Raw genomic sequence first — 15,469 nt, 5'->3', positions numbered from 1 at the left:
GTCAAAATCGAACTTTAATCCCATCCTAAGGTCAAACAATCAATCAGTTTCAATACAGTTCTTCAAAAGACATCAGGAAGGGAGATTGACCATGGATGGTGGAATAAGGGAAATAAACAAATCGGTTTTTGATAGTGGCTCTGATACTGGCGTACCATCCAAGAAACCAAAGCTGGAATTATCAGCAAATGATGTCGGGATCTGCTCTGATGTCATGGCCAAACTCAATGTATCGTCACCTCAGATTAAGTCACCCGACCGGACAAGAACCGTATCCTCAACGGATTCCTCATTCTGCAAGACCCCTCATGCCTTCGATTTTCGTTTTGTCACCAATGATGATGACGTTCGTCGGCTTTTAGTTGCTCAGACCTGCGATGAACATCGGGATGTCACCCTTATTTCCCACCCCGATGAGCTCTCACAGGCTAATCTGGTGAGCCGGTTGAGCATTTCCGAAGAGGGTCGCCACACCCTTTATCCGGGCAAACTCTTTGAAGGTTCGCAGCCACTCACCCTGGTGATCGATATCCGAAAGCTCACCAGCGAGGATCTGCCCAAATTTAACGACCTGCTGGACCCGGATAACCCCTGTCTGTACGACAAAGTCAGCAAGGAGAAGCGCCCCCTGGGCGAGCATGTTGCTCTGCTGGTGCTGGCAGACCCTGAACAGTTGAGACCGGTTGGCAGGCTTGAGGATATACCGGGGGCCGGTGCCCCGGGGGCTGACTTCTGGCGGCGAATTAATCGACCGGACAATACCTGGCAGTTGGACGCAAAAACCGGCAATGATCCATCGATGGAGATCGACGAGGTTCCAAAGCTACTGGCTGAACTCCCCTCTGCCGAAACTGTCATGGACGACAATACCCTTCTAATTAACTGCCACTTGCACAGTCACTGGCGACAGTTGCTGCTGGGTGGCCCCGGTGTGGATAAACAGGGACGAATCCGGCATATCCCCGGCAGGCTTGAGTCATTGAGGAGCGGACAGCGGGTGATTCTGAAAGGAGCTGACTGGGAAGATCTCGCCTTTGAACAGACCATTCGACAGATGCTGGCGCACCAGTGCTTTGAGAGTAATGGGAAGATCTGTCCATTACCCGACGATGTTCAGTTTTATCAGATGCCGGTTGGGGATGACGAGCTTTATTCACTGTTCCAAAGCCTGTCACACTCTCATGAAAAAAAATGTGACAAAGGACTTGATAAAAAGCACGCACCTCAAAACCCAATCGTTATTAACCAGAATAATATCAGGGAATGGCTGAGCCCCATTGCCATTCACCCGGAAGGCATTGCAGTTCCTAATACCAGCCTGCTGGAACAGGTTCGGGCCGGTGGTGCAGTTACCGTAACCTCTCCCCTGACTGAGACTCTCTGGTTTCGTTTGCTGGGTTCATTGCAGTCGATTCGCGAGACAACTGGGGTAGAGCCGCTGCTTCAGGTGGCTCATTCAAAACATCAGCCGAAAGCTCTGGGATTGGCAGAAAATAATGAGCAGCCTCTGTCTTACCTGCAGGAAAAAATGAGGGCTCGCTCCGCCTTTAATACCTTCACCCATCAGCAAGCTGCCCAGGCCAGCCATTGGCTCAATAATCATCCGGGAACCCCTCTGGTGATCCGGGTCAATGAACAGACCAGTTTCAGCCAGCTATTTGATAATATCCATATCACCTCGGAACAAAAGGCATATTTCGGACGCCGTCAGAGTAAATTGCAGGAGGCATTGACCGCTGGCAAGCCGGTGGTATTGCGGGGGCTGGAAACTAATCCAATTCTTCAGCAGCTTCTGGAGCCTCTGGTTGTTGGCCAACCTCTGCTGGTCAATGGGCAGTTACAGGCCTATCCACAAGCTCATGTCACAATGCTCTGGCCTGAGTCTGTAAAAAGCCCATCGTCAATATTTCGTTCGATGGTTGCCAAGGGTAAGCCCTGTCCTGAGGTGGATCTCTGGGAGATCAATGCCGTCAAACATAGAATCTCCCGGGCTGAACTGCCAGAACAGGCGCTTTATAAACTTTACCAGGCGTTTGAAACCGTACCTGCTCACCTTTGTAACCCGCTACCAGAAATGACCGAAGGGTTGTTGCAAAACCTGATACTGGCCGCCCGGCGGGCACAGCAGGTTGACCAGTCCTTAAAGCTTTTACCCCGCCACTGGCGTAAGGCCATCGATAGCGTTATCACCCATGGCACCCGGCAGAACCCATCAGTACGGGATTTTATGAAAGTGGCCTGTTGGCACTTGTTACCGGATAAGACGCCAGATGAGGATCAAACGGCTTCGGTGGACCCGGATCGTTTAAACGCCATCATCAACAGTTCCCGGCGGTTGGATAGAAAGTTTGTCAGGCAGAACCTGTGGCAACTGGCCAGAGCCTTTGATCAGGCAGTATTTAAAAGCATCGAATTACAACTGGTCTATGAATATCCATTTCCAGCATGGGGCGAAGAAAACGTTCTCGACAGGCTCTGTGCCATGATCCTGGCCCATAGGCCTGAAAAACAACGAGATGCTTTAGCCTATCAGTTCGAAATTGATCCGGAGGAAGCAGAAGAACATCCACCGTTAGCCATCAGACCATCAAGACAGATTAAACGTTTGCAGGATGCACTGGCTTCTGGCTGGCAATTAATTTTGCCATCGGGGCAGACCCTATCCGATGCCCTTCATGCTTTGGCCGCCGATTGTTTTCATGGGGCCAGAACAGCGAATTCCAAGACAGAAGGCATTGAACGTATAAAAAATCGACTGTCTGTATCACTGACATGGCAGGGTTCCGCTGCTATGCCTTTGTCGGCACTGGCCCGGGATCTTTATCACGGCGAGATCAGTCAGAAAGATCGTGAAAGTCGTCGCTTATCCCGACTCCATGAGCGGTTTGCGGACTCTCCCGTTATCTTCCTGCAGGGAGAAACCGGAACCGGGAAAAGTTACTTTGCTGCCAAAATGGCGAAAGCTTCAGGACAGGCTGCGGTGATTTCTCTTGGACCTTCCGACAGCGAACAGACCCTGATGAAACGCTGGCAGTGGCAACAACACGCCGATGGCGACCGCTCTATGGCGCAGCAAAACCGGGCGTTGATGGAATGGGCCAAGACTCCGTCCGAGAAGGATGGACACTATGTCACTCTGGTTGTGGATGAAGCCAACCTGGCCAAAACCGGATTACTGGCATCATTGAACGGCTTATGGGAACCGCAACCTTGCATCTATGTGAATGGCCATCCTGTCAAAGTCAGCCCAAAACACCGGGTGATTCTCACCGGCAACCCGGATCATTACGCCGGGCGCCAAATGGACCCGGCCCTGAAAGAGAAGCTGCCCAGGGCTTACTACCCACGGTTAGACCAGGCATTCCTTCGGGACAGTGTGGTGGAACCGGCCCTGGTCAAGCATTTACAACGGCATCTGCCAGAGCAGCAAATAAACGACATTGCACACAGTGCTACCAAAAGCGTGATGGCACTCTGGCAATATTATCAGGAACTCTTGCCCGACCATGAGTTTACCCCCAGGGATTTAACCGATATCTGCAGCTGGGTGGGCTGGTATCTGGATCGTGCCCTGCCCGCTTGCGGCAGTGTGACCTGTGCGCAAATAAACAGTTTGATCCAACACAGTTTTCGGGACGTACTGGGGCCGGAAATCACTGAAACTCATCAGGATGCCCTGTCGGCACTGGAAATCTGGTTTGCTGCCCGTTACCACCCGAACAATACCCTAAGCGACAGTGTTCGTAACCAGACCCTGTCAGATATTCAGCAGAACTTCTGTACAGTCACCAGAGAATTCCGACCAGACTTTGATACCTCCGGATCGGCAGTCTGTGAGCTGGTGCAATGGCTCGGACAGGATTTAATTCGCTGTCAGCAGGCTTATCACCTCAACAGAAAACACGACGGACGTCAGGCGACACTGATTGAAGGCCCGGCGGGACGGGGCAAGGATGCCACGCTCAACCTGGTGATTGAAAGTGTCAGACAGGAGGCCAGGCGACAGAGAGAGTCCATGCCAGAAGTCTTTTACCTGAATGCCTGCGACTGTTACTGGGACAAAGTGTGTGAAAAGATCCAGAAGGCCAAAATTGAAGGCGGCATCGTGGTGATTTCGGAAATGAATCTGATCGACAGCCAGCATCTGGAAGGGGAGTTAAACGATATTCTGGCCGGTGACGCCCATCCGGGTTTCCACCTGTTTGCCACCATCAACCCGCCTGAGTACAGCGGGCGAAAACCCTTATCACCGGCGCTGAAAGGGCGTTTTCGGCATTTGCCCATCCGGCAGTATAACCCGGCAGAATTGCAGGCCATTGCCGAAAAAGTGTTGCCACAAGACCCGCAGGGAAAAATCGCGGCTAAATGGTTGACTGAGAAACATTGTCGTTTAAGAGCTTACCTGCAACGGGAAAAACTGCCATTACAGCCAACCAGTCTTGATCTGCAGAATGTCGCCAGATCGGTTAACAGAGGGGGTGATTTTAGCGATAAAGCACTCCATCAATCCCTCAATCAGCACTACCGGCTTTATCTGATGGCCGCCAACAGATCGCTGAAGAAACTACCCAATTTATCGGCTCTTGCCATGGGTAAAGGAGCGCCTGAGCCTGAGCTGAGCCATTGGTTCTACCAAACGGTATCGGGCATTGATCGTCCTTGGTTGATTCGACTCAGTGATCGCAACAGCATCGATGAAAAACACCACGAAATCCGTATTACCAGTCATCTGAATAAAGAGGAAGCCAAAACAGAAATTATCAGGATGGTGGCCCAGGCCAGATGGCTGAAATCCGGTCTTTCCCTGAAGCCGAACCAGTCGGACGATATTCTCACCCGGGCACTGTACCGACACTGCCAGCAACACTGGTTTACCCGTGCGTTTGAGGGCACAGGCGTGGATGCCAATAGCGTCTTTCCTCTGACGGAAGAAGAGGAACAAACGCTGAAATTACCCGCTTCCCAGCCTTTTCTTCAGGAAGCTGAGCGGCGGATAAGTGCATGGAACTCCAATGCCATTCAATTGTGGCCCGGGTTTTGGCATCAGCAAATGGGTCAGCCAAGCCATTGGGTTGAGGTTTCTGAAAAATACAATCCGGAAGTTCACGAGAAACAGGCTTCGACATTGGACCAGAACACGAATTATGAGGACCGGGCGAAGCCAAACGTTATCGATTATAAAGTCTTTGATAGCCGAGATCCTTCCCATATGTACCGCTGGTGGGCAAGGGATATTAATGTCACTGTTGAGGGTGACGTCGAACTGATCGACATGAGTGATCAGGACATTCAGAGAGTCGAACCCCTCACGCCTGCACGATTGCCAGAGTATGGTCTGGAAGTGACATTAACCGGATATCAAACGCTGGCGACCCTGAGTATGCGATCAAAAAATGGTCAATATGCATTGCCCAGCCTGACGCCTGACGACTATATCGTGGCCCTGCGTATCAAACCCGATTTGGACTTTAAACTGGTCAGGGATCGATGTACCGGGCTTCACACACTGACTATTCCAGAGGCCAAAGCCAGCCAGAGTATTCTGATCGCTTATATCGTAGAAGAGAGAGAACCGGGCATAAAATCGCCTGATAAAGAGGCCCTGTCAAAACGATTAACAGCTTCTGACACCCACTGTTCAGAAGGCATGAAAAAGGTACTGGACGAACTGTTTGCACCCACCAACCAACACCCAACCGAATTACAGGAGCTTTTGCAGGCCATAAAAAACGCTAAATCCAAGCTACTACGTATTTGTGCGATCAATAACTATTGCAGACAGTTTTCCGGTAAGTCTGAACCAGAGGAAAGTCAGAATTTCTTTCAATTCCTGGTAACAGAGCGGCAAGGTAGCTGTCGTCATCGTGTGCCTGTTTTTGTTGCTTTGTGTCGTTACTTTGGGATTCCCTGTCGGCAAATGGACAATTCTGTCCACTGCTTTGCCGAGTATTCCGAAGATGGAGGCCAAACCTGGAAATCGTTGGATTTGGGCGGGGCCCCTGCGCAGACAATAGAAATCAGTCCTGACTTCCAACCCACCGGGAACTTCAGTGATTACGCCAGGGCATCAAAGAAGATCAGGAATCTGCTGAAAGATCTTCTGAAAAGTGCTGATTCAGCACAACAGCAAGCTCTGGCCAAGGTGTTTGACATGAACCTTGAGGAACTGAAAAAAGCCCTCGAGACAAACCGTCCATTACGGCAAGCCCATATGACTGTTTCCCAAATGGTAGAGAGGCTTTGGAATCAACAAGATTTAGCCGGATTTACCATGGGTGTCTTAATGCTGGAGTCGCTGGAGACAGAAGCCTTGGGCGATGACGAGAAGGCATTGGTCTGTCCCGGGTCCAGAAACCATTATAACGGAAGGCCGATGTCGGACGCAGTAAAAGCAATATTGTCCAACAGTGATGAAGATCAGGTCACTGAACCACTCAAGTCATTACACTCAAAAATCATTGTTCAGGGTGGAGCAAGCCCTCACCAGTGGTTGAAGGCAATGCTGGATATTCTGCACTTAGCCAGACCTTCGGTTACTCTCTTTGCCCGTGAGGCCGTGGCATCGGGTTGGCTTGATCCACTGCCGTACGATAAGAATTATCCCGAGCTGGCCTATGACTTTCATTATCTATTGATGTATATGGAAAAATACTCCGATGAACTGAAAGTTGAAGCCGCCTGTTGCCTGAAAAAGTGGTATCAGACGTTCTTGTCCAGGGAAAAAAATAGCCAGTCATGGCAATTTTTTTATGAACGCTTGCGAGAGAACACAAGTGATACCTCCACCTTTTTCATCACTCATGGTCATGATGGGTTTTCGTCATTCCTTGAAGGTAAAATTGCCAACTCGTCTGTAGAGACCGCCTGGACGGACAATCCTGAGGGCATTCCGAACATAGAACGAATGCTAGTGCACAACCCTGCATTTGTGCAGTTCATTTCCGGCAAGGCAAACCATCGTCCGGTGATTATCACAGGAAAACCTGACTGGGACGCAACATTGATCAAAGACAAGGTCATAGCCCTTTGTCGACAAAAAGTTGAGAAACGCCCGGACTTGCAGCCGTTAGAGGAAGAAAAACTTGTGGATAATTTAAAAGACAAGTGCAAGCAAGCGATTCAGCAGGCCTACAGTCATTATCTGTATGAATTAACACACTCGAAAGGCGGTAGTTTAACGTATTGCTGGATCGATGCTTACAACTGGCGAACCAAAGATAGAGGCAACTATGGCACTCACGATCCCTCTTCACCAGGAGAGCTTTACAGCATGATGTCAGAAATAGACACCTATTCCCTTATGCACGACTGTATTGAGGATACCTACCTGAAGCAGGTACTCAACGCCAATAACGCTCTGGTACTCAAACCCCGTGATATGACAAAAATTGCCGAAGAGTTTTTGAGTACCGTGAATTTGAATTCGCTTTGTGACGCATTGGATACCTGATAACCGTTTGGTCATGTTGAGTTTTTCGAGATCGGAAACTTCCTTTAATGGTTGTTGCCCGGTGCACCCTGGCCTTGTCATCCCCGAGAAGGCGGAGTCCCACTGTTGGCGCTGAATTCCCGCCTTCGCCGGAATGACGAACTCCTCCGCAGGAATGGAAACATTAACTGAGTACCTGATTCAGTGCAGCGGAACAGCAGGCCGGACAACCCTGCAGAGGGGTAACAGTTGAAATGGAACTTTAATCACACCTTACAGGTCTAAACACTAAGAAATTCAACGCAGTCCTTCAGATGTCAGGAGGGAGATTGACTATGGATGGTCAGATTGGCGAAAAAAGAAAAAAACTTGTTATTGAAAGTGGCGTGCCAGCCAAGAGAGAAAATCTGGATTTATCGTCAGAGATTGCAAAGATTTGTCCGGAAGTAAAGTCCAAACTAACTCTATCGCCACCTTCGATGAGGTTGCCTGATAAGGTGAGAACCGTATCCTCAATGGATTCCTCACTCTGCAAGGCCCCTCATGCCTTCGATTTTCGTTTTGTCACCCGTGATGATGAGGTTCGTCAGATTCTGGTTTCCCAGACCTGTGATGACCATCGGGATGTCACCCTTATTTCCCACCCCGATGAGCTCTCACAGGCTAATCTGGTGAGCCGGTTGAGCATTTCCGACGATGGTCGTCAGACTCTGCGTTCAGGCAAGCTGTTTGAGGGTTCGCAACCATTCACCCTGGTGCTGGATATCCGAAAACTTACCAGCGAGGAACTGCCCAAATTTAACGATTTACTGGACCCGAATAACCCCTGTCTGTACGACAAAGTCAGTCAGGAGAAACGCTCTCTGGGCAAACACGTTTCTCTGCTGGTAGTGGCAGACCCTGAGCAGTTGGCATCAGCTGGCAAGCACGACAAATCGCAGGAGGCCGACGCACCGGCGGCAGGCGCTCCGGGTGCTGATTTCTGGCGGCGAATTAATCGACCGGGCAATACCTGGCAGTCTGAACCAAAGACTGACAATATCCCAGCCAAAATTCCTCCGCTGTTGGCTGAACTCCCCTCTGCCGAAGGCGCTATGGATGACGACAATACCGTTCTTATTGACTGTCACCTGCACAACAACTGGCGACAGCTACTGCTGGGCGGCCCCGGTGTGGATAAAAAGGGACGGATACGGCACATCCCCGGCAGCCTTGAGTTATTGAGGGCCGGACAACGGGTGATTCTGAGAGGGGCTGACTGGCAGGATCTGGCCTTTGAACAGACCATTCGCCAGATGCTGGCGCAGCAGAGCTTTGAGAGCAATGGCAAGGTCTGCCAGTTACCCGACAATGTTCAGTTTTATCAGATGCCGGTAGCGGATGACGAGATTCACTCTCTGTTCCGAAGCCTGTCTCACTCTCGTGACAAAGAGAGTGACAAAGAAGATCACAAAGAGCAGGCACCACGAAACCCGATCATCATTAACCAAAGTAATATTGCTCAATGGCTGAACCCGATTGCCATCGCCCCGGAAGGCTACGCAGTAGCCAATACCTGCCTGCTGGAACAGGTTCGGGCCGGTGGCGCAGTTACCGTGACGTCTCCCCTCACTGAGTCACTCTGGTTTCGTTTGCTGGGTTCATTGCAGACGATTCGCGAGACGACCGGCCTGAAGCCCCGACTTCAGCTGGCCCATTGGAAACAGCAGCCCAAAGCCCTGGGATTGACAGAAAGTGATCAGCATCCTCTGTCCAGCCCAAAGGAAAAAGCCGGAGATCACGCCACCTTTAATTTCGTCACTTATCAGCAGCACGCCCAGGCAAGTCTCTGGATCAATTATCATCAGCCAGCCCCTCTGGTCATCCAGATCAATGAACAGACCAGCTTCAGCCAGCTGTTTGATAATATCCATATCACCTCGGAACAAAAGGCCCATTTTGGACACCGTAAGACTGCATTGCAGGAGGCATTGACCACTGGCAAGCCGGTAGTATTTAGAGGGCTGGAAAGTAATCCAACGCTTCAGCAGCTTCTGGAACCCCTGGTAGTCAGGCAACCTCTGCTGGTGAACGGCCAGTTACAGGCCTATCCAAAGGCTCATATAACATTGCTCTGGCCTGAGTCAGCGAAAAGCCCGTCTTCAGTATTTCATTCGATGGTTGCCACGGGTGAGCCCTGTCCTGAAATCGATCTCTGGGAGATCAATGTCGTCAGGCATGAAATCTCACGGGCTGAGCTGCCAGAACAGGCGCTTCACTCACTTTACAGAGCATTTGAAACCGTACCCGGCGATCTTTGTAACCCTTTACCTGAAATAACCGCAGGGTTGTTGAATAACCTGATACTGGCTGCCCGGCGAGCGCAGCAGGTTGACCAGTCCTTACAGCTTTTACCCTGCCACTGGCGCAAGGCCATTGATAGCGTCATCACCCATGGTACCCGGCAGAACCCATCAGTACGGGATTTTATGAAAGTGGCCTGCTGCCACTTGTTACCGGATAAAACGCCGGATGCCGATGAAAAACCGGATGAGGATCAAACCGCCTCGGTAGACCCGGATCGGTTAAACACCATCATCAACAGTGCCCTGCCTTTAGATAGATCGTTTGTGCAACAGAACCTGTGGTCACTGGCCAGAGCCTTTGACCCGGCCGTATTTAAAGGTAACGAATTACAACTGTCCTATAAAAGTCCATTTCCAGAGGGGGGTGAAGCAGACGCTTTTGACAGGCTCTCTGCCATGATCCTGGCCTATATGCCCGAACATCAACGAGATGCCATAGCGTATCAGTTGGAAATAAGTCCGGCGTCAGCAAAGCCCTGGCAATCGTTGGCCATCAGGCCAGCAAGGCAGATTAAACGCTTGCAAGATGCACTGACTTCTGGCTGGCAGTTATCTTTGCTATCGAGGCAGACCCGATCCGATGCCATTCACGCCCTGGCTAGTGATTGCTTTCATAGGGCCAGAACAGCGAATTCTGAGGCAGAAGGCATTGAACGCATAGAACATCGACTGGCTGAATCACTGATATGGATGGGTTCTGCGGATAACCCCTTGTCAGCACTGGCCCGGGATCTTTATCACGGCTCAATGAACCAGAAGGATCGTGAAAGTCGACGCTTATCCCGACTCCATGACCGGTTTGCGGATTCTCCCGTTATCTTCCTGCAGGGAGAAACCGGCACCGGGAAAAGTTACTTTTCCGCCAAAATGGCGAAGGCTTCGGGACAGGCTGCGGTCATTTCTCTGGGACCCTCTGACAGCGAACAGACCCTGATGAAACGCTGGCAGTGGCAACAAAACACCAATGGCGACCGCTCTATGGCGCAGCAAAACCGGGCATTGATGGAATGGGCCAATACCAAATCCGACAAAGACGGAGCATACATCACCCTGTTGCTGGATGAGGCTAATTTGGCCCAAGCCGGATTGCTGGCATCATTGAACGGCTTATGGGAACCGCAACCCTGCATCTATGTCAATGGTCATCCTGTCAAGGTCAGCCCAAAACACCGGGTGATTCTCACCGGTAACCCGGATCATTACGCCGGGCGCCAAATGGACCCGGCCCTGAAAGAGAAACTGCCCAGGGCTTACTACCCCCGGTTAGACCAGGCATTTCTTCGGGACAGAGTGGTGGAACCCGCTCTGGTCAAGCATTTACAAGAGTATTTGCTGGAGCACCAAATAAACGACATTGCACACAGCGCGAGCAACAGTGTGATGACACTCTGGCAATATTATCAGGAACTCTTGCCCGTCCATGAGTTTACCCCCAGGGATTTAACGGATATCTGCAGTTGGGTGGGCTGGTATCTGGATCGTGCCCTGCCCGCTCGCGGCAGTGTCACCTGTGGGCAAATAAACAGTCTGATCCAGCATAGTTTTCGGGATGTATTGGGGCCGGAAATCAGCGAAACTCATCAGGACGCCCTGTCGGCACTGGAAATCTGGTTTGCTGCCCGCTTCGAACCGGAGAACACCCTGAGTAACAGAGTTCATGAACACACCCTGCGGGATATGCAACAGACCTTCACAACAGTCAGCGAAAAAATCCGACCAGACTTTGATACCTCCGGATCGGCAGTCCGTGAACTGGCGCAACGGCTTGAACAGGATTTAAGCCGCTGTCAGCAGGCTAATCATCACGACAAAAAACACGGCGGCCGTCAGGCAACACTGATTGAAGGTCCGGCCGGGCGGGGTAAGGATGCCACGCTGAACCTGGTGATTGAAAGCGTCAAACAGCAGGCTGAACAACGGCAAGAATTGATGCCGGAAGTCTTTTACCTGAATGCCTGTGATTGTTCATGGGACAAACTGTGCGAAAAGATCCAGACGGCAAAAATTAAAGGCGGCATCCTGGTGATTTCAGAAATGAACCTGATCGATAGCCAGCATCTGGAAGGCGAGTTGAACGATATTCTGGCCGGTGACGCCCATCCGGGTTTCCATCTGTTTGCCACCATCAACCCGCCTGAGTACAGCGGGCGAAAACCCTTATCACCAGCGCTGAAAGGGCGTTTTCGACATTTGCCGATCCGGCAGTATAACCCGGAAGAATTGCAGACCATTGCCGAAAAAGTGTTGCCAAAGGACCCGCAGGGAAAAATCGTGGCTAAACGCTTGACTAAGCAACATTGTCGTTTAAGGGCTTACCTGCAGCAAAGAAAGCTGCCATTGCAACCCACCAGTCTTGATCTGCAGAATGTCGCCAGAGCGGTTAACAGAGGGGGTGATTTTAGTGATAAAGCACTTCATCAATGCCTCAATCAGTACTACCGGCTTTACCTGATGGCTGCCAATATATCACTGGAGCTACTGCCACCATCGGCTCCTGCCACGGCTAGAGGAGCGCTTGACCCTGAGCTGAGCGAATGGTTCTACCAAACGGTATCGAGCATTGATCGTCCCTGGTTAATACGACAAAGTGATTGCAACAGCATTAATGAAAAACGCCATGAAATTCGTATTGATGACCTTCTGGATAAAGAGGACGCCAAAACAGAAGTTATCAAGAGGCTGGCCCAGGCCAGATGGCAGGCATCCGGTCTTTCCCTGAACCCTAATGTGTCGCAGGATATTCTCAACCGGGTACTCTACAGACACTGGCAGCAAAGCTGGTTTAATCGTGAGTTTGGCCAGTCGGGCGTGGACGCCAACAGCGTATTTCCCATGACGGAAGAAGAGGAACAAACGCTGAAAATGCCGACTTCCCGGCCATGTCTTCAGAAGGCTGATCAGCAGATAAGCCAATGGAACTCCGATGCCGTTCAATTGTGGCCTGCGTTCTGGCTTCAGATAAGTGGTCAGCAGAGCCCCTGGGTTGAAGATTCTGAACAATGCACCCCAAAAGTCCGGGGAAAGTATTCTCCGCAACTGGACTGCAAAACGAACTACGAGAACCTGGAGAAACCAAAAGAGACAGACTACAAAGTTTTTGATACGAAGGAGATTCCTTCCGATTTGTATCGCTGCAGGGTAGTGGATATTGATGTGACTGCTGAGGGTGACATCAAACTGATCGAGATTAATGATCGAGACACGCAGAGGGCAGAAACCCTAATGCCTGCCCGGTTGCCGGGGCGCGGCCAGGAAGTGATACTTGCCAGCAATCAAACGCTGGCAACCTTTGAACCGTCATCGAAGAATGGCCAGTTTGCATTGCCCAGCCTGACGCCTGATGACTATATCGTGGCCCTGCGTATCCATCCCGATTTGCCATTTACCCTGGTCAGGGGTCGATATACCGGGCTTCACACGCTGTTTGTTCATAAGGCCAAAGCCAACCAGACTATTCGGGTGGCTTATGTCGTAGAACCCAGAGTACCGGACAAAAAAACATCGGCTAAAAAAGCCCGAACAGGACGATCAATATGGCTTGACAACCGCTGTTCAGAAGAGATGAAAAAAGTACTGGACGGAGTGTTTACCACCATTGATCAACAAGCATCAGAAATACAGGAGCCTTTGCGGAAAATAGCAAACGCTCAAGGCATGACACAACGCATTCAGGCAATCACGGAGTATTGCGAACAGTTTTCAGGTGAGGCTGAACCAGAAAAGGGCAGAACCAATTTCTTTCGATTCCTGGTGACACAGCGGCAAGGTAGCTGTCGTCATCGTACGCCTGTTTTTGTTGCTCTTTGTCGTTATTTCGGGATTCCATGTCGGCAAATCAATAACTTTGTCCACTGCTTTGCCGAGTATTCCCCGGATGGAGGCCAAACCTGGGAATCGGTGAATTTGAGCGGGGCAGCAACAGAGTCAACAGAAATCACCTGTAAATTTCAGCCCACAAGGAGGGTCGATGATCCCGGCACTGTGTCAAGGAATATTAAGGTTTTCCTGAAAGATTTCCTGAAAGGTGCTGATTCAGCACAACAGCAAGCTTTGGCTAAAGCTTGTGTTATGAGCCCCAGGAAACTGAAAAAAGCCCTTGATAAGCAAAGTGCATGGCCAGACCCGAATCTGAGTTTCTCCAATATAATAAGGAATCTCTGGGAGAGAAATGATTTAACCGGCTTTTCCATGGGTGTCTCAATGATAGAGTCGTTGGGGACGAATGCACTGAACTTTTTCGAGAAACCATGGGACTATAGTCCTATTGCCAAAGATTGGCATATTTATAAATCAATGTTAGAGACAGTCAAACAACTATTGTCCAACAGTGATGAAGATCAGGTCACTGAATCACTCAAGTCAATCCATTCAAAAATGATTGCTCAGGCCGGTGCAAACCCTCAGCAGTGGTTGAGATTATTAGTGGAAATACTGGAAGGCAGCGACCTGACCAAACCTTCGGTTATTCACTTTGCTCATGAAGCCATGGAGTCGGGTTGGCTGGATCCACTGCCAACCAATAAGAACCACTCTTCACTGCCCTATGCACTTCGTACGCTATTGGTGCATCTGGAAAAGGTCGATGAACTGAAGGTTGAAGCCGCCCGTTGCCTGAAAAACTGGTATCAGGAATGCTTGTCCAGGGAAAAAAACAGCCTGGCGTGGCAGTTGTTTTATAAACGCTTACGAGAGAAAAAAGAGAATACCTGTCACTTTTTCATCACTCACAGTCATGATGGGTTTTCGTCACTCTTTGCAAATAAAATTGCTGACTTGTCTTTACAGGTCGCCTGGACGGATGAACCTGAGGGCATTCCAAATATAGAACGAATGCTGGTACACACTCCTGCATTTGCGCAGTTAAGCTCGGGCAAGGCGAACCACCGTCCGGTGATTATCACGGGGAAACCTTCCTGGTGCGACACAGTGATTAATAAAAAGGCCGAAGCCCTGTTTCAACAAAAAGTCGAGAACAGCCGGGATTGGCAGCCGTTATTGGAAAAAATCAATCGATATAAGGCAATCGAGGAAGAACGACGCCTCAATTCAGAGCAATTAACTATTGAGCAAAAAAAAATGTATAGGGAATTCTCTGTTCCCTGGGAAAGTGAAGAATTCAAAAAGAGGACAGACAAAGTACGTCTTGAGGTAAAGAGAAAACAACATGATATCGACGTGAGATACAAAGCCGCTATGGAGTCCCTTGAGATGTCACCGGGGGAGCAAAACCTTGTGGATAATTTAAAAAACAAATGCGTGCGAGCTATTCAACAGGCCTTCAGTCATTATCTGTATGGATTGACACACTCGAAAGGCGGTAGTTTAACGTACTGTTGGATCGATGCTTTCGTTTGGGGCGAGGGCTATAGAGGCAATTATGGCGCTCATGATCCCTCCTCACCAGAAGAGCTTTACACCATGATGTCTGAAACGGATAACGATAGGTGGTCTGAGAAAACCATTAGGGATAGCAACTTACGACAGGCACACAATGCCAGTAATGCTCTGGTTCTCAAATCCGACGAGCTGACAAAGATTGCCGAAGAGTTTTTGAACAGCGTCAATTTGAATTCCCTTTGTGACGCCCTGGATACCTGATAACCGTTTGGTCATGTTGAGTTTTTGAGATCAATGACTTCCTTTAATGCTTGCGGGTAACTATCCAAATGAAACTTTAATCCCATCCTAAGGTCAA

Annotated in this window: 2 protein-coding genes; both read left to right on the top strand. The window is 50.0% G+C overall.

Annotated features, from left to right (window positions below; genetic code table 11):
• Positions 1 to 91 precede the first annotated feature (91 nt).
• Positions 92 to 7,450 carry an AAA family ATPase gene (locus ACOMG9_RS21060; protein WP_448218340.1) on the top strand — a complete coding sequence of 2,453 codons (7,359 nt, stop codon included), beginning with the start codon at positions 92 to 94 and terminating at the stop codon, positions 7,448 to 7,450.
• A 314-nt stretch (positions 7,451 to 7,764) separates the two neighbouring features.
• Positions 7,765 to 15,372: an AAA family ATPase gene (locus ACOMG9_RS21055; protein ID WP_494529361.1), complete on the top strand. Its 7,608-nt coding sequence runs from the start codon at positions 7,765 to 7,767 to the stop codon at positions 15,370 to 15,372.
• Positions 15,373 to 15,469 lie beyond the last annotated feature (97 nt).

Source organism: Endozoicomonas sp. PH6C, assembly GCF_059322965.1.
Note: the sequence above shows the minus strand (reverse complement) of the source record. Positions and strands in the feature narration are given on the sequence as shown.